General features: G+C 75.4%; 14 protein-coding genes. 2 read left to right on the top strand and 12 right to left on the bottom strand.

Annotated elements, in window-relative coordinates; translation table 11 throughout:
• Positions 1 to 86 precede the first annotated feature (86 nt).
• Positions 87 to 2,864 carry an AAA family ATPase gene (locus ABT238_RS17725; RefSeq protein ID WP_350763970.1) on the top strand — a complete coding sequence of 926 codons (2,778 nt, stop codon included), beginning with the start codon at positions 87 to 89 and terminating at the stop codon, positions 2,862 to 2,864.
• Between the two features lie 209 nt (positions 2,865 to 3,073).
• Complete coding sequence (locus ABT238_RS17720; RefSeq protein WP_209413824.1) at positions 3,074 to 3,226, top strand: hypothetical protein; 153 nt, start codon at positions 3,074 to 3,076, stop codon at positions 3,224 to 3,226.
• 134 nt (positions 3,227 to 3,360) lie between these two features.
• On the opposite strand, the gene ABT238_RS17715 is transcribed toward ABT238_RS17720, so the two are convergent.
• The 12 genes from ABT238_RS17715 to ABT238_RS17660 all read right to left on the bottom strand — a co-directional run bounded on the left by ABT238_RS17715 (position 3,361) and on the right by ABT238_RS17660 (position 18,648).
• Entirely contained in the window at positions 3,361 to 3,795 is a 435-nt protein-coding gene (locus ABT238_RS17715) for a YdeI/OmpD-associated family protein (RefSeq protein ID WP_350568808.1), read from the bottom strand.
• 153 nt (positions 3,796 to 3,948) lie between these two features.
• Positions 3,949 to 4,362 (bottom strand): VOC family protein, encoded by a 414-nt coding sequence (locus ABT238_RS17710; RefSeq protein ID WP_350763507.1) that lies wholly within the window; start codon positions 4,360 to 4,362, stop codon positions 3,949 to 3,951.
• Between the two features lie 85 nt (positions 4,363 to 4,447).
• The gene (locus ABT238_RS17705; RefSeq protein ID WP_350568804.1) at positions 4,448 to 4,969 is read right to left on the bottom strand and encodes a helix-turn-helix transcriptional regulator; all 522 of its coding nucleotides are present in this window, start codon (positions 4,967 to 4,969) and stop codon (positions 4,448 to 4,450) included.
• Between the two features lie 51 nt (positions 4,970 to 5,020).
• A complete protein-coding gene (locus ABT238_RS17700) occupies positions 5,021 to 5,431 on the bottom strand; it encodes a VOC family protein (protein WP_350568802.1) in 411 nt (136 codons plus the stop codon).
• A gap of 169 nt (positions 5,432 to 5,600) precedes the next feature.
• The gene (locus ABT238_RS17695; protein WP_350763483.1) at positions 5,601 to 7,616 is read right to left on the bottom strand and encodes a YehQ family protein; all 2,016 of its coding nucleotides are present in this window, start codon (positions 7,614 to 7,616) and stop codon (positions 5,601 to 5,603) included.
• The gene (locus ABT238_RS17690) at positions 7,613 to 8,755 is read right to left on the bottom strand and encodes a VWA domain-containing protein (protein ID WP_350568799.1); all 1,143 of its coding nucleotides are present in this window, start codon (positions 8,753 to 8,755) and stop codon (positions 7,613 to 7,615) included. The genes ABT238_RS17695 and ABT238_RS17690 overlap by 4 nt, the downstream gene beginning before the upstream one ends.
• Entirely contained in the window at positions 8,752 to 11,034 is a 2,283-nt protein-coding gene (locus ABT238_RS17685; protein WP_350763468.1) for a DUF5682 family protein, read from the bottom strand. Before ABT238_RS17685 ends, ABT238_RS17690 begins: the two co-directional genes overlap by 4 nt.
• Positions 11,034 to 12,116: an ATP-binding protein gene (locus ABT238_RS17680; protein ID WP_350763458.1), complete on the bottom strand. Its 1,083-nt coding sequence runs from the start codon at positions 12,114 to 12,116 to the stop codon at positions 11,034 to 11,036. Before ABT238_RS17680 ends, ABT238_RS17685 begins: the two co-directional genes overlap by 1 nt.
• Positions 12,117 to 12,166: 50 nt before the next feature.
• Positions 12,167 to 15,790, bottom strand: a complete 3,624-nt coding sequence (locus ABT238_RS17675) for a DUF4132 domain-containing protein (protein ID WP_350763447.1) — start codon at positions 15,788 to 15,790, stop codon at positions 12,167 to 12,169.
• Between the two features lie 255 nt (positions 15,791 to 16,045).
• Positions 16,046 to 16,426 carry a hypothetical protein gene (locus ABT238_RS17670; protein ID WP_350568791.1) on the bottom strand — a complete coding sequence of 127 codons (381 nt, stop codon included), beginning with the start codon at positions 16,424 to 16,426 and terminating at the stop codon, positions 16,046 to 16,048.
• A 13-nt stretch (positions 16,427 to 16,439) separates the two neighbouring features.
• A complete protein-coding gene (locus ABT238_RS17665; protein ID WP_350763435.1) occupies positions 16,440 to 17,297 on the bottom strand; it encodes a leishmanolysin-related zinc metalloendopeptidase in 858 nt (285 codons plus the stop codon).
• 874 nt (positions 17,298 to 18,171) lie between these two features.
• Complete coding sequence (locus ABT238_RS17660; protein WP_350568787.1) at positions 18,172 to 18,648, bottom strand: GNAT family N-acetyltransferase; 477 nt, start codon at positions 18,646 to 18,648, stop codon at positions 18,172 to 18,174.
• Between the last annotated feature and the right edge of the window lie 411 nt (positions 18,649 to 19,059).

The following is a 19,059-nucleotide window of genomic DNA, read 5'->3' as shown; positions in this document are numbered from 1 at the left end:
GTCCAGTTGAGTACGGCGGGTGGTGACGCGCCTTCGGGGGCGGCCGGGGGCAGGGGAGGGAACGGAGCGTGGAACCGGGCATGGTGATGGTCGGCCGGGAGCCCGAACGGGATCGGCTGACCGCGTTCGTGCGGGCCGCCGACGGACAGGCGCTGCTGCTCAGGGGAGAGGCGGGGGTCGGCAAGAGCGCCCTGCTCGACCTGGCGGCGCAGCACGCGGCCCGGGCCGGCCACCTGGTGATCCGCGCCACCGGGGTCGAGGCGGAGACCGAACTGCCCTACGCCGGGCTGCACCAGCTCCTCTACCCGCTGCTCCCGGACGGCGGCCGGGCCGACGGCGGCGAACTGAAGGCCGACGTGCGCGCGGCGTTCGACGCGGTGTTCAGCCGCACCGACGGCCCGCCACCGTCGGTCATGGCCCTCGGCATCGCCGTGCTCACCCTGCTCTCCTCGACGGCCGCGCGGCGGCCGCTGCTGCTCGTCCTCGACGACGGCCAGTGGCTGGACGACGCCAGCGCCGAGGTCTGCGGCTTCGTCGGCCGCCGGCTGGCCGGCAGCCCCGGGGCCAGACTCCTGGTCGCCGTCCGCGGCGACATCGCCTCGCGGTTCGACACCGCGGCCCTGCCGGAGATGCCGGTCGGCGCGCTCGCGGACGCGGACGCCACCCGGCTGCTGGACCGTCACCACCCCGAGCTGGGCAAGCGGCTGCGCGCGCAGGTGCTGGACGAGGCCCGCGGCAACCCGCTGGCCCTGCTGGAACTGCCCGCCCACATCGCCGCCCGCCCCGGTGGCCCGGCGCCGGAGGAACCGCCCGGCCGGCACGGCGTGCCGCTGCCCCGGCGGATCCAGGAGATCTACGCCGCCCGCCTCGCGCGCCTCGGCGACGCCGTCCGCGCGGAACTGCTGACCGGAGCCCTCGACGGCGCGGCGGCCAGGTCGGGCGACGGCGCGGCCCCGACGGCCGCGCGCTACCGCATGAGCGGTGTCGACGAGGCGGTGGCCTGCGGTCTGCTGGTCGTCGAGCCCGCCACCGGCGACCTCGCCTTCCGGCACCCGCTGGTGCGGTCGAGCGTCGTCCGGCTGGCCACGACCGACCAGCGCCGCGCCGCCCACCGGGTGCTGGCGCACGTCCACCGGGAGGACCCGGAACGGCGCGCCACCCACCTGGCGGCCGCCACCGTCGAACCCGACGAGGAGGTGGCCGCCGCCCTGGAGGCCGCGGCCCGCTCGGCCACCCGGCGCGGCGGCGCGCTGATGGCGGTGTCCTGGCTGACCCGCGCCGCCGAGCTGAGCGAGAACCGGGCCGACCGGTCCCGGCGGGTCGGTGACGCCGCCTTCGTCGCGGCGCAGGCGGACCGGCTCGGCCAGGCGCGCAGCCTCGCGCGGGCCGCGTCCGCGCACGGCTCGGAGGACGATCCGGCCGCGGTCCTCGCCAACGCCTACCTGGCGCTGTACCAGGACGGCGACGTGCGGGCCACCCACCGCCGGGTCACCGCGGCGGTCGAGCGGCTGCGCGACGGCGGAGCGGACGGGGGCGACGGCGCGCAGGTGCTCGACCGGCTGGTGAGCCTGCTGCTGGCCGTCAGCCAGTACGCCGGCAGCCGCAACGCCTGGAAGCGCACGCACGAGGTGCTCGCCTCCCTCGGCGACCGCGCCACCGCGCGGGCGTCGATGTACGGCAGCACCTGGAGCGACGTGGTCCGGCACGGCGCCGGCTGGTCCGAGCCGGTGGACCGGGCCGCGGTGGACCTGGAGGACCAGGACCCGTGGGACGTCACGCGCCTGGCCGTGTCCGCCTACCACCTCGACGTCCTCAGCCCGCTGCGCCCGCACCTGGAGCGCGTGGTGGACCGTGAACTGGACACCGGCGCGGTCTCCAGCGGCATCGTCATGCTGCACCTGATCATGCTCGACCAGCTGGCGCTCGGTCAGTGGGAGGCCGCCGAGCGCACCGGACGGCGCGCCCTGGCCCTGGCCGGCGAACACGGCCACGGGCTGTTCGCCCACCAGACGCGGGCCTACCTGGCCCAGCTGGCCGCCCTGCGCGGCCGGGCGCAGGAGGCACGCGACCTGCAGGCCGCGGTCGACGCCTGGGCCCGCCCGCGCGCCGTCGGTTTCCTGACCCAGATCGCGGACGCCGTCGGCGCGACCATCGCGCTGAGCGCCGGCGACTACGAGACCGCGTTCCTCTACTCCATCGGCATCACCGCGCCGGGCGCGTTCCGGCCTTACGCCTACCAGGCGTCGCGGACCCTGCTCGACCTGGTGGAGGCCGCCCTGCACACCGGCCGCGCCGAGCAGGCCCGCGCCCACGCGCTGGCGGCCCGGGACGCCGGCCTGCCGGACATCTCCCCGCGCCTGGCCCTGGTCACCTACGGAGCCCTGGCGCTGACGGCCGACGACGAGGGGGAGGCGGCGGACATGTACGCGCGCGCCCAGTCACACCCGGCCGCCGAGCGCTTCCCGTTCGAGCTGGCCCGGATCCGGCTCGCGCACGGCACCCGGGTGCGCCGCACCCAGGGCGGCGCGGCGGCCCGCGCGTTCCTCGCCCCGGCGGCCGAGACGCTCGACCGGCTCGGCGCCACCGCCTGGGCGGAGCGCGCCCAGGCCGAACTGCGGGCCGCCGGCGTCGCGTCCCGCACCCCGGCGCCCACCGCGGTGCCGCTGACCTGGCAGGAACGCCGGGTGTCCGAGCTCGCCGCCGGCGGCCTGACGAACAAGGAGATCGGTGAGCAGATGCGGCTGTCCCCCCGCACCGTCAGCGCCCACCTCTACCGCGCCTTCCCCAAGCTGGGCATCACCACCCGCGCCGCCCTGCGCGACGCCCTGACCCGGCTGGGCGGCCAGCACCCCGCCGCGCCCTGACCGTCCTCGTCCGGACGGCGGCCGGTCACGCCCGGCACACCGAATGCTCACCAACCGACGGGCCTTTAAACAGTAGGACAACAAGGCTTGTTCGGCTGTGAAATGGCAAGCGGTGGTCACATTTGGGTGTAGAATCATAGGTGGAAGGCGGCCTTGGGGGTCGATGGTGAAGCCATCGGCGGGCCACCTGCCAGAGGGAGACGACTGTCATGAACTACCACCTTGACACCGCGCGCGCCATCATCGACGAGCGGATGCGCGAGGCCGAGCAGCACCGCCTCGCCCACGCGCTGTACCTGAAGAACCGCGCCGAGGCCAAGACCCGGCGGGCGCGCCTGCTGCTCGCCCGCCTCGGCGGCTGAGCGGCGCCGCCTGGCAGGCCGCTGCCCGGGAGCACTGACCCGGGGGGCGGCGAACCGGGCAGGCCTCCGTCCCGCCGGAGCGGCCGAGGCCGAGGCCGAGGCGGCACGGCCGGCGAAGTCCCGTTCCCCGGGGTTCAGCCCCGCAGGGCGGCGATCGCCTTCTCGATCCGCCGCAAGCGGGTTTCGGGCTTCTTCGCGCTCTCGACGGCGCGCACGTGCTCACGCCTGCGGCTGTGGGCGAGCTTGTCGTACGCGGCGCGGGCGGCGGGATCGCCGTCCAGGGCCCGGGTGAAGTCCGCGGGCTCCACGACGACGCGCGGCCCGGTGCCGAGTCGCACCTCGACCTCGACCTCGTCGCCGATCGCGACACCCGCGGCCCGTCGGTTGGCGTTGCTGAGGCCGATCAGGTGACGGCCGCGCAGGAGGGCGACCCGGCTCGTCCAGGAATGCCCGTTGACCGTGATCGTCACCGGCGGCCGCGCGCCCCCGCCGAGCGCCGCCACCACCGCGGGCGGAACCTCCAGCCCCCGCATGGGCTCGGGTGGTTCGACCTGGGCCGTGAACCTCACGATCCTTCTCCTGGTCGTTCTGTCGGCTCACCGCGGCTCCGGCCGCCGTGACCGTTCCCGTTCCCGTTTCCCGCGCCGGGGCCATCGCCGTGTCCGGGACGGCCGCGGCACGCGCCGCGCCGTCCCGAACGGCTGTGGGGCAGGAGGGCGCGGCTACTCGGCGTAGGGCTGGTCGGTTCCCTGGGCGCTGTAGCCGAGGCTCCAGACGTAGCCGTCCGGGTCGGCGAAGGTGCCGCCGTACCCGCCCCACGGCAGGGCGCCGGCGGGCTTGAGGACCGTGGCGCCGGCCTTCCGGGCCTCCGCGATGATCTCGTCGACCCGCGCCTCACTGCGGACGACGTAGGTCAGGACCAGCCCGCTGAAGCCGCTGCCTTCCGGGTCCGTGCCCACCTGGCCGGCCAGGCCCCCGCGCTCGTAGAAGCCGACCGGCGAGGCGCCGTCCGACTCGAAGAACACCGAGATGCCGTAGTCGTTCTGGATCTTCCAGCCGAGTCCCTCGGTGTAGAACTGCTTGGCCCGGTCCATGTCCCGGACGCCGAGGAGGATCGAGCTGACGTGCGCCTTCATGTCGTACTCCGTGTGCTGGTGTTGCGGATGGATGGGGATGTGCGGGCTGTGGCGGGAGGGGCGGAAGTGCCGCTCGCCATGGACATCACGTTAGGGGCCGCGCGGCGGGCGGGGCTTCTCGATTCCTGACCGGTCTCGCGACCTGCTTCGCCACGCACGCGGGCATCCCCTCCACGGTGACCGCCGGTCCCGCGTCGCGGGCCGCACCCGAGGTGTCGGACCGGCCGGCCGCCGCATCCGCCGCCTGGCGCCGGAAGGCCCCGGGCGGCATGCCGACCAGCTCGGTGAAGCGGGTGGTGAACGTGCCCAGCGACGCGCAGCCGACCGCGAAACAGACCTCGGTGACGCTGAGGTCGCCCCGCCGCAGCAGCGCCGTCGCCCGTTCGATGCGACGCGTCATCAGGTACGCGTACGGCGACTCGCCGTAGGCGGCCCGGAACTGCCGGCTCAGATGCCCGGCGGACATGTTCACATCGTGGGCGAGCGCCTCCACGTTCAGCGGCTGCGCGTACTCCCGGTCGATCCGGTCGCGGACACGGCGCAGCCGCGCGAGATCGGCCAGGCGCTGCGCCTGGACGCGTGCGCGCCGCCATTCCTCCTTGCACATGGGAGCCCCCCTCTGTCCCTCGTCTTCCCTGTCCATCGGCGTCCTCGCGCGTCAGCGCAGTTCCTGGATGCGGATCAGGTTGCCCGCGGGGTCGCGGAACGCGCAGTCGCGGACGCCGTACGGCTGCTCGGTCGGCTCCTGGACGACCTCGGCGTCACCGGCCTGCACCTTCTCGAACACGGCGTCGAGGTCCGGGGTGGCCAGCAGGATCCAGCCGTAGGTGCCCTTGGCCATCATCTCGGTGATCGTGCGGCGCTCGTCCTCGGTGATGCCGGGATCGGAGGCGGGCGGCGCCAGCAGGATCGACGTGCCCGGCTGACCGGGCGGGCCGACCGTGATCCAGCGCATCCGGCCCTGCCCGACGTCGCTGCGGACCTCGAAGCCGAGGGCGTCGCGGTAGAAGGCGAGCGACGCGTCCGGGTCGTCGTGCGGAAGGGCGGTCGTGTGAATGGTGATGTCCATGGCGAGCAGGCTATGGGCAACTCCGTGAACAGCGCTTCTCGATTCCTGATCGATCCGGACACGCATGGTTCCGGACGCGCATCGCTCCGGGCACGCATGGCTCCGGGCACGCCCGGACTCCGCCGCCGTCCGCTCGGGCCGCCCCGGCCGGTGTTCCCGGCGGCGGTGCTCAGGGGCGGCCGGCGCTCTCCCGGTGCGCCTCGACGGTGACGGCGACCCGGACGACCGCGTCCGACCAGGTCCGGGCGGCGGCCTCCGGGTCGCCCGCGCGCATGGCGTGGGCGAAGGCGCGCAGGAGCCCGGCGGTGGTGGCCAGGCCGCCTCGGTCCAGCCGGGCGGCGGTGCGGTCCAGACGGGTCAGGGTGGGGCCGTCCGGGTGGCGCAGGCCCCGGTGGGCGGTGTCGGCGAGAGCGGCGAGGGCCTCGGCGAGGTCGGCCGCGGCGGGGTCGGCCGGCGGCGGCGCGGCGGGGGAGAGGGCGGTGGACCCGGTGCCGGGAGCGAGGTCGGGGACGATGACGGTGTCACCCGCGAGGAGTGCGGCGGGCTCCAGGACCGTACGGCCCGCCGCCCGTCGGACGACGGCGCTGACATGGGTGACGGCGCCGGACCCGAGCGCCGCGGCGAGCGCGTCGAGGGAGCCGGGGCAGACCGGGTCGTGGGTGGCGGCCAGGGTGGCCGGGTTGCCCACGGCGTCCCGGACCGGGGCCTCCAGACGCTGCTCGCCGGCGTCGTACCGGATCCCCTCCACGGCCGAGAGCCGGACCACGTGCAGGGACTCGGCGGCGATGCGCGGCCGGATCAGCCATGGCGGCCGGCCTTCGAGGGTGCGCAGGTGGGCGTCGAGGTCGGTGAGCAGCAGCGGCGCGGGCAGGTCGGTCCAGGAGCCGCCGACCGGGGTGACGGTGCCGGCGGCGGCCCGGCCTCGGCCGAGGCGCAGTTCACGGGCGGCGCTGCGGACCGCGCTCTCGCTGACCACGTTGCCGCGGGCGAGGGCGTCGAGGCGGTGGCCGGCGATCCGGCGGGCGCCCAGCGCGTGCCCGGTGGGTGGAGAGCCGTCGGCGGGGACGTCCCAGCCGCGGCGGAGCACCAGGACGGTCCCGGCGGCGGGGTGGGCGAGGTAGATCTCGGCGGACCGGGTCGTCGCGGTGCCGCGGATCCGGCAGCCCAGCGCGGTCAGGCGGACCCGGCGCAGCGGGGTCTCGGCGGTCTCCCGGACGCCGAGGATCTCGGACCGGGACGCGCCGGGGCGGGCGGCGGCGCGGTGACGGGCGTGGAGCTCGGCCAGCAGCAGCGCGGTCTCCCCGGGCCGGTGGTCGGCGGACCGGGAGGCGTACGCGTCGAGCTGGCCGATCAGGTCGGCGACCAGGTCGGCCGGCCAGTGCAGGGAACGGTCGGCGAGCTCGCCGCGCACCCGGTGGAGAGAAGCCGTGAGGACCGGCCCGGCGTGCACGGCGCCGTCGAGGAGCAGGTCGCGGGCGAGATCGAGGGCGGTGTCCAGGACCGCCGGGATGCCCGGATCCGGCGCGGAAGGATCGCCGAGCGTGACGGTCGGTCGGCCGTCGGCGGCTCGGAAGGCCCAGACCGCGAGGGCGATCATCTCGCCGCGGCGGTCCTGCGCGGCGTCGGTCACCGCGAAGCCCAGCTCACCGGGGACGGGGAACCGGACCGTGCAGGCGGCCAGTTCGGCGACCGGCTGCGGATCGTCCGGGCGCGCGTGGTGCAGCCGCGCGGTGCAGCCGCGCGCCAGCGTCCGGCGGGCGGCGGCCACGGCACGGGCTCCGACGGCGGCGGTCAGCGCCTCGTCGTCCAGCGCGCCGGGGGACCACATGGGGGCGGGCGCCGGGGCGCCGGACGTCGCGGGGCCGCCGCCGGGGGCGGGACCCGGCGGGGTGGGGCCGTCGGCGGCGGCATGCTGGTGGGCGAGGACCAGGGCGATCCGGTGCCGGCACACGCCGGGGGCGCCGCAGGTGCAGCTGCCGCCGTCCAGCCCGGTGCCGGGCGGCAGGACGACGGTGTTGCCGTCCGGGCAGGTGCCGCGCAGCGTGCCGTTCGGGTCGAGTTCGGGAAGGGGCCCGTCGCCCGCGGCGACCTCGCGGGCGGCGCGCTTCACCAGGCCTCGGTTGGCGAGGGCGGCGAGCGTGTCGGTGTCCAGGGCGAGCAGATCGGTCCGCGTCGCGGCGGTCATCGGCCGATCCTCTCGGCGACGAACTCGGCGAGCATCCCCGGCGTCATCGCGCCCACCCGCGCTCCGGCGTCCGCGAGCCGGCCGGCCAGCTCCCGGTCGTACGCCGGGGCGGCCTCCTCGTCCAGCGCGGCGAGGCCGAGCACGGTGGCGCCCTGCTCGGTCAGCGAGCGGACGGTGCGCAGCAGCCGGTACCGGTCGCCGCCCTCGTAGAAGTCGCTGATCACCGCGAGGACGGTGCGCCGAGGGTTCTCCACCAGACCGGCCGCGTAGTCGACGGCACGGGCGATGTCGGTGCCGCCGCCGAGCTGGACCCGCAGCAGCAGCTCCACCGGGTCGGTGACGTCGGAGGTGAGGTCCACCACCTCGGTGTCGAAGGCGACCAGATGGGTCTTCAGGCCCGGAAGGCCCCACAGGCAGGCCGCGGTGACCGCGGAGTGGATCACCGAACCGACCATGGAACCGGACTGGTCGACGAGCAGGATCAGCTGCCACTGCTCCAGGTGCCGGCGGGTGCGGGAGTGGAAGTGCGGGCGTTCGATCAGTATCCGCCGCTCGGCGGGACGGTAGCGGCCGAGATTGGCCCGGACGGTGCGGCGGAAGTCGAAGTCGCGGGCGAGCGGGCGGCGGCTCGGGCGGGCGGACCGGGCGCCGGTGAACGCCTGGCGCAGCTCCGGGGTGAGGCGTTCCATCAGCTGCCGGACCACCGTGGCCACGATGCGGCGGGCCTGGCCGAGCAGCTGCTCGTTCATCAGGTGCCTGGTGCGGAGCACGGCGCGCAGCAGGGCGGCGCTCGGCTCGACCCGCTCCAGGACGGTCGGGTCGGTGACGATCTCGTCGATGCCGTAGTGCTCGACGGCGTCGCGCTCCAGGCGCTCGATCGTCTCGCGGGGGAAGAGCCGGTGGATGGCGTCCAGCCAGTCGACCGCGGTGACCCGGGACGGGTCCAGGCCGGCACCGCGGATGCCGCGCCGGTCGAGGTCCTCGTCGCGGCCGTACAGCCACTCCAGGGCGGCGTCGCGGGCGGCGCCGTCGGCGCCCGGGCTGCCGGTCCAGCGCTCGGCGGGGGAACCGAGGACCAGGCGCCAGCGCTCCAGGGCGGGGTCGGGCGCCGTTCCGGGGGCCGGCTCGGGCGAGGTCACCGGGCGCTCCGCAGGCCGTGGCGGTCGAGCAGGGCGGTCACGTTCTCCTCCAGGGCGCGGGCGGCGGCCAGGTGCACGGGGTCGGCGGTGGTGCGGAGCAGGGCGCGGGCGGAGCCGCGCAGACCGCGACGCTCGATCAGACGGCGGGCGATCCGCTCGCGCTCGCGCGGCGGGAACCAGGCGAAGGCCTGGCGCAGGGCGGGCAGGGCGATGAGGAACTCGGCGTCGGTGAGATCGGCGAGCACGGAGTCCACGGCGGCCAGCAGGGAGCCGTCACCCGCGTCGGCGGTGACCTCCTCCCGGGCGAGGGCGAACAGGCCGGCCAGCCAGTCGCCGAGCGCGCCGGGGTCGCCCGCGGCGTGCAGGGCGGCGGAGGCGAGGCCGGGATCGGCCGAGGGGGTGAGGACGAGGTGGAGGCCGTGGGCGGCGCCGCGCAGGTCGGCGGGGGCGTGCGGGTCGCGGGCGATGCGCAGGGCGAGGGCGGCGGCGTCCTCGGGGGTGACCGTGAGCGGGCCGGGGGCGTGGCGCAGCGCGTCGCGGACGGCGGCGAGGGCCGCGAGGCGCGCCGGGTCGGCGCCGGAGCGGCCGTGCGCGCCCTCGACCAGCCACAGGATGCGGGCGACCGCACCGTCCAGGACGGCGGCCAGCAGCGGACTGCGGGCGGTGCCGTACACCCGGTCGTGCCGCCACAGGCCGAGCGCGGTGGCGAGGACGGCGCCGAGGGCACCCGGGTCGGGGTGGCGGGCGAGGACGGCGGTGAGCGTGGTCAGCAGGCGGTCGGTGAGGGCGGTGGCGCCGCACAGCACGGTGTCGAAGAGCAGGACGGCGAGTCCGCCGTCCGTGGGGCCGGTGGTACGGGCGCGCTCGGCGAGGACGCCGGCGGCGGCCTCGTCGAGCGTGGCGCCGTACGCGCCCGCCTCGATCAGGGCGGCGTCGCGGCCGGCCTCCGGTCCGGTCTCCCAGCGTTCGGTGGTGACCGGGTCGGCGCCGTGGGCGGGCCCGGCGGTGCGGTGACGGCCGGGCACGCCGAGGACGCGCAGCCGGTGCAGGGTCCGGCTGGCCGTCAGACCGTGCTCGGTGGTGAGCTCGCAGGTCACCGGGCGGGTGCCGGTGGCGCCGATCGCGGCGAGCCGGGCGGCGACGTCGTGGACCAGCGGCGGGGCCGGGGTGTCGGGGTGCAGCCGCCCGGTGCGCTCGCCGCTGCACGCGGCGACCGTCTCGACCACCACCGGGTGGCTGCCCGGGGCCAGCGGGGCGCGCCGGGACCAGGGCAGGGGCTGGGTCAGGTCGTCCTTGACCAGTGCGCCGACCAGGCCGTCGAGCACGTCGGCACGGGCCGGCACCGGGTGTCCGCGCAGCGCGGCCAGGCCGCCGGTGAGCGCGGCGGCGGCCACCAGGTCGGCCGTGGAGACGGGGAGGCCCCGCCCGCGCAGCCGCGACACCACGGACTGCCGCAGCCGGTCGGCCGCGGGGCCGGGGCCGTCCTCCCACAGCCGCTGGTAGTAGGCGGGCGAGGGCATGCCCGACTGGTAGCCGGCGAAGGCGTCCAGCTGCCGGAACGAGTAGGGCACCAGGTAGCTTCCGGACACCGCGCCGGGGCGCGGCTCCGGAAGCGCGGGCCGGCCGGGCGCCTCCGCGGGCCGCGCGCAGAGGGTGCGGAGCGCGGGGGTGTGGAAGCCGCCGGTGACCACCAGCACGGTCGCCGTCCCCGCCTCGGCCAGGACGGCGCGGATCCAGGCCGCCATGTACGCCTCGCGGGCCCGGTCGCCCTCGTCCGCCTCGGCGTCGCCGCGGACCAGGTCGAAGTAGGCGTCCAGGCGCTCGGCGAGCCCGTCCGCCGGTGCCACCTCGAACAGGCCGTCCCACAGGGCGTCCACCGAGCCGGTGCCGAAGCGCTCGCACAGCCGGGCGGTCGCCTCGGCGTACCGGGCCTCCGCGTCGGCGTACCGGTTGGCGCGCAGGTCGAACGCCGGGTGCCAGGACGGCAGGTCGACGAAGAGCACCTCCGCGCCGGCCGCCCGGCCCTCCCGCAGCGCCACCCACTCGGGCGAGTAGTCGCACAGCGGCGCCCAGGTGGTGGCGGTCCGCTCGGCGTCGCGGTAGTGGCTGAACACGGCGATCGGCAGCTCGTGGTCGAGGGCCAGCTCGTCCAGCCGGCCGTTGAGGTCGGCCGGTCCCTCGACGAGCACGTACGCGGGCCGCAGCCGTCGGATGGTGTCCGCCACCAGCCGGGCGCAGGCGGGGGAGTGGTGGCGGACCCCGAGGAAGACCGCGGGCATCAGCCGGCCAGCAGGTGACGGGCGTCGTGCACGGCCTTCCAGTGCGGGCCGGGCCGCCGAGGGACCCGCTGCTCCAGGTAGCGGCGCAGCCGGGCCAGGTCCTCCGGACTGTCCTTGGCGGCGGCGCCGGCCAGGCCGGCGACCAGGTCGGCCGCGTTGCCGGCCTCGCCGCGCAGGTACCAGCCGCGCAGCCCGATGGCATGGGCGACCGAGACCGCCTCCGCGGTGCTCATCACCGCGGCCGGACGGTCACCGCCCTCACCGGCCCGCAGCTCGCGGAACGTGGTCACGAGGACCTCCAGCAGGTCCCGGTCGGGTGCGGCGGCCACCCCGGAGCGGCGCAGCAGATGCCCGGACTCCGCCTCCACCAGGGCGAGTTCGGTCGCCAGGTCGGGGATCGGGAAGACCGTCTCGAAGTTGAACCGGCGCTTGAGCGCCGCGCTCATCTCGTTCACCCCTCGGTCGCGGGTGTTGGCGGTGGCGATCACGTTGAAGCCCTGCCTGGCGAAGACCATGCCCTCCGGCCCGTCCAGTTCGGGGATCGCCACCACCCGCTCGGAGAGCAGGGACAGCAGCGAGTCCTGCACCTCCAGCGGGCAGCGGGTGATCTCCTCGAACCGGACCACCCGGCCCTCGGCCATGCCGCGCAGCATCGGCGCGGGCACCAGCGACCGGGTGGAGGGGCCCTCGGAGACCAGCAGGGCGTAGTTCCACGAGTACTTGATCTGGTCCTCGGTGGTCGCCGCGCCGCCCTGCACGGTCAGCCGGGACGTCCCGCTGACCGCCGCCGCGATCAGCTCCGACAGCAGCGACTTCGCGGTGCCCGGCTCACCGACCAGCAGCAGGCCGCGGTTGGTGGCCAGGGTCACCAGGGCGCGCTCGACCAGCGCCGGATCGCCGACGAACTTGCGGGCGATGCCGGCCGCCTCGTCGCCGACGATGAACCGGCGGGCCGCGCGCAGGCTCAGCTCCCAGCCCGGCGGGCGCGGGTCGCGGTCCCCGGCGCGCAGCGCCGCCAGCTCCTCGGTGTACCGGACCTCGGCGGGCGGCCGCTGGAGCTGCTCCTCGGCGGTGGTGGTCATGGCGGCCTTCCCGGAGTGGTTCGCGTGGCTGTCGGTGAGGTGGTGCGCCGTCACGGCGTGGTCAGCTCGATCAGGTCGGCGATCACCTCGGAGGCGGTGACCGGGTCGAGCTCGGCGAAGGTCGGAAACGTCCGGTTGTGCGTCCAGTAGTCGCCCGGACGGGTGTCGAGCCACACCGTCTCCACCCGCTGCTCGGGGTACACGTCGTGCATGCCGACCGCGATGCCGTGCTCCGGTGCGAGCACCACGTAGCGGTCGGGCCCGACCCGGCGGGACAGCCAGCGCTCCACGCCCGCGTCCTGCGGCTCGCCGCGCTGCCAGCCGCGCCGCTCCATGCCGACCAGCCGGGCGGTGGGCAGCACCGGACCGTTCTCGAAGCGGGCCAGGCGGTGGCCCGCCCGCTCCCCGTCGGTCAGCGCGTGCACCGCGCGGCCGAGCTGACGGAACGGCTGCAGGATCTCGTAGTCGGCGAACAGCTCCGACCACGCCGCGAGCTCCGCGCCGAGCAGCAGCGGGTGGGCCAGCCGGACGGTGGCCCCGGCGGGCAGCACGAACACCTCGTCCGCGACGTTCGCCAGGGTGCGGTCCTCGGCGACCCGGAACGCCGTCGTGGTGCCGTCCGCCTCGGCCAGCCACACCAGCCGGCGCACCAGGTGCCACAGCAGCGGATGCCCGACGAACAGCTGGTCGAACTCCTCCGCCGTCCACGACCGCCGGGTGACCATCGCGTCCTCCAGACGGCGGATCTGGTCCCCCGCCACCGTGCGGACGTCCTTCTTCAGCGCGGCGAAACGCTTGCGCTCGGCAGGCGCCAGCTCGGCGTCGTCCCTCGCCCCCGGGACCGGCAGATCCTTGCGGCGGGCGCCGGCCGCGTCCAGCACGTACGGCCTGAGCTGCTCGTCGAAGCCGACCGTGAACGTCCGGGTGCCGTAGTCGACGACCGTCGTCCCGTCGGCGTCCAGCCCGAAGTCCGGCACCAGGCGGTCCGACAGCTGCTCCCCGGACAGGCCGAGACCGGCCGCGACCTCGGCGATCTTCTCCTGTGCCCGCGCCTTGAGCGCCTTGAACTTCACCCGCTGCGCGATGCCGTGCAGATGCAGCAGGGCGACGTCGCTGCCGATCCCGGCCAGAACCTCCAGGCCGTCCACGGCCCGGTGGTGCGCCCCCTCGCCCGGCCACGCCCGGAGCACCGGCGTCAGCCGGCGGACCGTCTCGTCGTCACCCAGCCGGCCGAGCGCGTGCAGCGCCCACCCGTCCTGGGACGGCATGCCGGCCAGCCGCCACTGCTCGAACACGGCCCAGCCGAACTCCGTCAACGACCGGGGTTCGCACACCTCCACCACCTGGTCGAGGCCGGGGTAGAACTCCCCGGACTTGGACAGCGCGAGGATGGTGAGCACGTGCCGCACCGCCGCGGTGGGCAGGGCGCCCTCGCCGCCGCGCACCAGGAGCTGCGGCAGCATCACCGGCTCCGCCCAGTCGCCGGGCTGGGGCAGCTTCGCCGGCAGCGCGTTCACCAGGGGGTCGGCCGACAGCAGCGTGCCCACCGCCTCCTCCGCCTTCGGCCCGTACTCGCCGGCCACCGCGCGCACCGCCGGGGCGCCGTGCGCGGCGGCGATCAGCCGCAGGGCGTGCTCGGCATCGCGCCGGGCCGCTCCGGCCTTCCCGACCGAGGCCGGAACCAGCAGCCGGGCCGCGTCCGAGCCGTGCCGGGTGAACCAGGAACGGGCGGTGTCCCCGGCCGACTTGAGGCGCCCCAGCCAGTCCGCCATCGTCTCGGCCACCCGGACGTCCAGGTACGGCAGCAGCAGGGACGCGTACGCGGCCGGGTTCTGCAGCGCGGCGGCCCGGATCGGTTCGAGCGCGTCCGGCCCGAAACGGGCGGCGACCCGGCGCAGCGCGCCCTGGGCGTCCCAGATGTGCTCGTCGGTCCGCCACCGCGCGATCAGCGGCCGGGCCAGCTCCTCGTCGCCGTACGCGAACAGCGCCAGCTCCTCGTGCCGGTTGGAGCGGTACCGGGCTTCGGCGGACCACTCGCCCGCGGCCCGGATCGTGCCCGCGATCCGCTGCCAGTCGCCGTCCGACCAGCGGGCGTACCAGGATTCGGCGCTCGCCCAGGCCTCCCGCTCACCCGGCAGCCACCGCACCTGCGGCTCCTGCGGCGGGGTGAGGCCGGTCAGCACGCGGGGCTTGCCGGTGGAGCGCGGCCGCTCCCACGGCGGGCTGGTGAACAGCTCCGGCAGCGAGTCGGAACGGACCTCCGGTACCAGGTGGCCGAGGTCGGTGAGCGGTTCGACCACGGCGGCCTGCTCCGGCGGCAGCTGCGGCAACAGCTCCAGCGCGATCGCGCGGTGGGCGGCGACGTGGCCGGTCAGGAGCTGCCGGGACAGCCGCTGCGCGGCCGGGCCGGCCGGGGCCGCCGCGGCCTCCGCGAGGAGGCGCACGGCACGCCGGGGGAAGCGGCGGGCGGCGGCGAGCAGGGCTCCGCGGGCGGCCTTGTTGTCGCCCTGAAGGGCCAGCAGCCCCCGGAAGCCCTCGTCGGAGGGGAGCTCGGCGAGCGCGCCCAGCAGCCGCTTCCTCCCGTCGTTGTCGTGGTGGCTGGTGGTCAGGTCGTGCAGCATCAGCGGCGCGGCGGCGCCCCCGAGGCCCTCCGCCACGGTCGCGATGATCTCGGCGGACCATCCGTTCCAGCCCAGGCTCGGCAGCGGGGGAAGCTTCTCCAGGGGCTCGGCCGAGGAGAGCGAGCACAGCAGCATCGACCACTCGGCGGAGCCCAGCCGGGCCCCCGACTCGGCGCACTCCTCGGCCCAGGCGGACTCGGACGGCACCAGGTAGGCCGCCACCAGCAGGCGGGTCAGGCTGTTCCGGCATCCGGCCAGCGCCTCGACCGCCGCGCGGTGGGTCTCCTCGTCGCACGCCGCGAGCAGTGACCGGACCCGGTCCGCGGCGGGGCGGTACACGCCGCTCCTCGGGTCGGGTCCGCGCCGGACGCGGGGGTTGACGGAGCGGGAGTTGTGCCAGTCGGTCTCGACGGCCGTCGTGAACAGCTCGACGGTGGCCCTGGCCGCGAACGGCAGACCGAACTCCGCCACCCAGGCGTCCACGGCCTTCCGCACGCTGGTCTCGGCGAAGCGCGAGAACAACGCGGCGACCACCGCCGCACCGAGCGGGTCCTGCCGGCCGGAGTGGTGGGCGCGGGCGGCCGCCACCAGGTCCGCGTCGCTGCGGTCCGAGGTGAGCGCCTGCTCCATCCGGTCGTCCAGCTGCCTCAGCGAGGCGCGGTACTCCGACACCGCGTTCCTCGCCGCGGCGGCCGGAGGGCGGGAGACCCCGCCCCGGCGGGGGATCAGCGCCCTCCGCCAGGCCTCCGGCAGGACGAAGGCGTCCTCGTCGACCGGGGCCTCCGGAAGCCCGGGGGCGGCGGCCGGCGGGGTCACCGCGACGGACGGCGGGACGGGTGCCGCGCCGGCCGTGCTCTCGCGATAGCCCTTGCGCTCCTTCTCGGCGACCGTCCTGGCGAAGTGCGCCTGCGCGGCCTCCGCGGTCGGGAACTCCTTGCTCTGCTCCCGCCCGGCGGTGCCGGACCGGCCGTAGCGCACGGTCACCACCGCATCGTCGACCGAGGCCTCCCAGAACTTGTCCGAGCCGCCCTCGACGAACTCCCAGCGCCGCACAGCTCCGCCCCTCTCCTCGAACGTTCGATCAGGTGAGGAACAGTACCGACGCCCTCCGACAGCCAGATCGCCGGACCGCCCGTCACGGCCGCCCGGACCGCCCCCGCGCGGTCGGGCGCAGTCGTGCGACCGGCACCGGGGGAACCTGTCCGCGCGGCCGACCGTCGTCGGCCCTCGTCGCGGCCGGAGCTGTCTCCGGTCGCCACGAGGGCCTCGGTCCCAGCCCGGGCTGATCACCCGCCGCCCGGCGTACCGTTACTCAGCTCCGGCCCCTGGACCGGCGGCGGCGTCGGGAGGCGCCGACCGGTCCCGGTGCGGGCCGGGCAGGGGACGGAGCTGGGGGCAGGGGACGGTGACGTAGAGGCCGGTGGGAGTGACGGCACGGCAGCGGTCGCCGGTCCGGATCAGGAGGGCGACGGGGGTTCCGGCCGGGACCGTTCCGTCGGGCGGTCCGCCGGGGCTGCTGTGGTCGTACCAGTAGGGCTGGTCGGTGATCAGGGTGTGGGTGAACTGGTTGGGCGGGGGGCGTACGACGTTGTCCCGGGGGACGACGGCTCGGCTGTCGAGAACGGATGCCTCGGGACGCCGGACGGCGTAGGGCTCGTTCTTCCGGTGGGGTGGGTCGTTGTCCGCCATGGCGGATGCCGCCTCAGGCGGCCTGGAGGCTGCCGGCGGGCAGGATCTCGGGCGAGGTGGGGCGCATGACACCGACGTCGATGGGAGCGATGCGGGCCCGCAGCACGCCGCTCTCGGCGAGTTCCAGGTGGTTGGGCAGGGTGTAGGGGTCGGCGGCGTCCAGGTCGACCTGGTAGCCCAGGTCCGCGAGGCTCGCCACGGTCAGCCGGCTCAGCGGATTGCCGGCCCGGCCGACGAAGCCGGTCATGAGTTCGTTGGCGAAGACGGACTCGCGCCAGTGGGCGTCGCGGGTTCCCGGATCGCCGGTGTTCTCGACGGGGACGCGCCTGGGGGCGGACGTGCCCACGAGGCGGGCGTACTCGGCCATGGCCGCCCGGCCGATGAAGGTCGGGTTGGAGGTTCCGGCGCCGCGCAGGAGGTGCTTGAGGTCCCAGATGGTGCCGATGCCGAGGACGTGACCCATCTCGTGGGTGATGACGTCGACGAGCGTGCCGTTGGCCTCCATGCTGGCGAGGTCGGCGGTGTCGAAGGACATCAGACCGGTCGCGGGGATGAACTCCGTGGGGCCGGGGTTGGGTCGCAGGCCTGTGGGGCCTGCCTGGCCCAGGACGATCCCGACGCCGTCGATGGGCTTTCCCTCGGCCTGGATGAGGAGGTCGTCGACGATTCGGCCGTCGTCCAGCGCGATGTCGGGCAGGTCGCCGACGATGACCTTGACCCAGCGGTCGGCGGCTTGCTTGAACGCGTTCTTCTGGGGGTCGGTCAGCCCGTCGAGGAACTCGACCTCGATGGTGAACGGGGATTCGGTGTTGGCGAGGCGCTTGGCGGCCTCGTGGTCGGCGCGCGCGAAGTGGCGCTCGTTCTCGCTCATGAGGTTCCCACTCCTTCGTGGGAGTCGTGTCACGGTGCCGATGGTGGAAGGGAGCGTCGGGTGCCCGGCACGCACCGCGCCGGGGTCCTTCGGCTGCGGGAGGGGTGGTCGGCGCGCGGGGAACGCGACGCTGCGGGTTCGCCCCTCTGTCGCTATTGATTGTCTCTCGGTTCTGGTGCTGTGGACCCGTGGATCTCGCCCAAACTCGTTGTGTGGCAAGGGCGTTGCATGCGGTAGCGACCGCGGGCCGGCCGGCCCGGTGACCGTGCGGAGCTGAGTTGCCGGGGTGTCGGGTGACTGCGGGTCACGGATCGAGCCGTGCTCTTTCCGGCGAACCCTGGCCACTGTGAGCCATCGGAACGGTCGGTGACCGACCTCGTACGCCCCGTTGGTCGCAGGGGGCCGAGGGTGGGACTCCGACCAGGGCGTTCGGCTGCCGTGGTGACGCTCCGGAGCGACCGTTCGGGCCGAGCCGGTCACAACCGGTAGCGGTGGCGCGGCACTGCCCGCCGCCTCGTCCCCGACCGTGGTCGTCCAGCTCCTCTCGGTTGCCGCCCGGTTGCCGCTCGGTTTCCTCCCGGCGGCCCACCCCTGAAGCCGGTGGCGGCCACCTCACCTCCTGGCGGTGGCCCCGGCCGGACAGCCCGGGACCGACCGTCACGTCAGCCGACCGGATGCGCGACTGGCTGCGCGACTACGAGAAATGAGAGAGAGCGCCGCACACGGGTCGGCGCAGGGGAAGGCCGACTTCGGTCGCCCCTGTGGGGCCTCCGGCCGCTCCGGCGGCGGGTCGGCCCCGCTCCTGTGCTCGGTCCGTGACGGTCGAACGTCTGGGCAGGGCTCCCGGCCTTCGTCCGAACACGTGGCTTGCTGCTCAACCCTCTGCCCCGGATGCGCCACGCAGCCGGGTGCTCGGGCACAGGTAGAAGAGTTCGGGATCGCCTTCGTCCAGGCCGTGGAGCAGGCCGACCGGGCTCCAGCCGGCGAACTGCAGCAGGCGCTGCATGGGGTGGTTGGAGACGTTGGTCGAGGTGAACAGCTTCGGGGTGGTGCACGCGGCTTCGGTGGCTTTGAGGAGGCGTGCGGCCACGCCTTGTCCACGGGCGGTGGGCGCGACCATCAGCATGGTGACGAAGCCCTGCTCGAAGAAGGTGTACTCCAGCACGCTGTAGCCCAAGGGCCCGGAGGCGTCCTCGGCGAGCAGGACCAGTCCCTGCTCGCACCAGCGTCGGATGCTCACGCCCCGCGCGTGGTCGCCCGCGGCGGCGATGGAGTCGATCCTGGCCAGTCCGGTCCAGTCCGAGGCGTTCGCGCGACGTGTCATCAGCCCGCCGGCGTTCTCAAGATCCATGGAGTGCATCCTGGCACCTCTGCGGGGGAGGGGTGGGGTGCTCACCTGTCGATCGTCCCCGGCGAGGACCACACAACACCCCTCCACCCGGGTCGAGGTCGAGACCGGCCAGACCTGGCCGACGCCTGGACCCGAGCGGACCAGGAACACCGCTGCCAACGGTGTCCGCCCGCCGATGCGTACGCGAAGACCTCGTCGGCGGACGCGGCTCGGACAGCTCTCCAGGCTCCTGCAGTCCGACCGAGCCTGCCCGGTTCGCCCTGCGGCCAGAACTCACGGTGCGGCTCCTGATCAATCCGTGCAATGCCGCGCCGGAGCGACCGCGCACCCGTCACCGTTGTGTCCGGCATCGATGACAACCGGCCTACGAACAGCGGCGGTTGGCAGGCCCGGCCGGGCCTGCCAACCGCC

It is taken from the genome of Kitasatospora sp. NPDC001527 (assembly GCF_040298605.1).
Taxonomy (GTDB): Bacteria; Actinomycetota; Actinomycetes; order Streptomycetales; family Streptomycetaceae; genus Kitasatospora.
Note: the sequence above shows the minus strand (reverse complement) of the source record. Positions and strands in the feature narration are given on the sequence as shown.

What these genes read in the sequence shown, in the direction of transcription:
- ABT238_RS17725 (WP_350763970.1), top strand. Translation starts at nt 87, where the DNA reads ATGGTCGGCCGGGAGCCCGAACGGGATCGGCTGACCGCGTTCGTGCGG.
- ABT238_RS17720 (WP_209413824.1), top strand. Translation starts at nt 3,074, where the DNA reads ATGAACTACCACCTTGACACCGCGCGCGCCATCATCGACGAGCGGATG.
- ABT238_RS17710 (WP_350763507.1), bottom strand. Translation starts at nt 4,362, where the DNA reads ATGAAGGCGCACGTCAGCTCGATCCTCCTCGGCGTCCGGGACATGGAC.
- ABT238_RS17705 (WP_350568804.1), bottom strand. Translation starts at nt 4,969, where the DNA reads ATGTGCAAGGAGGAATGGCGGCGCGCACGCGTCCAGGCGCAGCGCCTG.
- ABT238_RS17700 (WP_350568802.1), bottom strand. Translation starts at nt 5,431, where the DNA reads ATGGACATCACCATTCACACGACCGCCCTTCCGCACGACGACCCGGAC.
- ABT238_RS17695 (WP_350763483.1), bottom strand. Translation starts at nt 7,616, where the DNA reads ATGACCGCCGCGACGCGGACCGATCTGCTCGCCCTGGACACCGACACG.
- ABT238_RS17685 (WP_350763468.1), bottom strand. Translation starts at nt 11,034, where the DNA reads ATGCCCGCGGTCTTCCTCGGGGTCCGCCACCACTCCCCCGCCTGCGCC.
- ABT238_RS17680 (WP_350763458.1), bottom strand. Translation starts at nt 12,116, where the DNA reads ATGACCACCACCGCCGAGGAGCAGCTCCAGCGGCCGCCCGCCGAGGTC.
- ABT238_RS17670 (WP_350568791.1), bottom strand. Translation starts at nt 16,426, where the DNA reads ATGGCGGACAACGACCCACCCCACCGGAAGAACGAGCCCTACGCCGTC.
- ABT238_RS17665 (WP_350763435.1), bottom strand. Translation starts at nt 17,297, where the DNA reads ATGAGCGAGAACGAGCGCCACTTCGCGCGCGCCGACCACGAGGCCGCC.
- ABT238_RS17660 (WP_350568787.1), bottom strand. Translation starts at nt 18,648, where the DNA reads ATGGATCTTGAGAACGCCGGCGGGCTGATGACACGTCGCGCGAACGCC.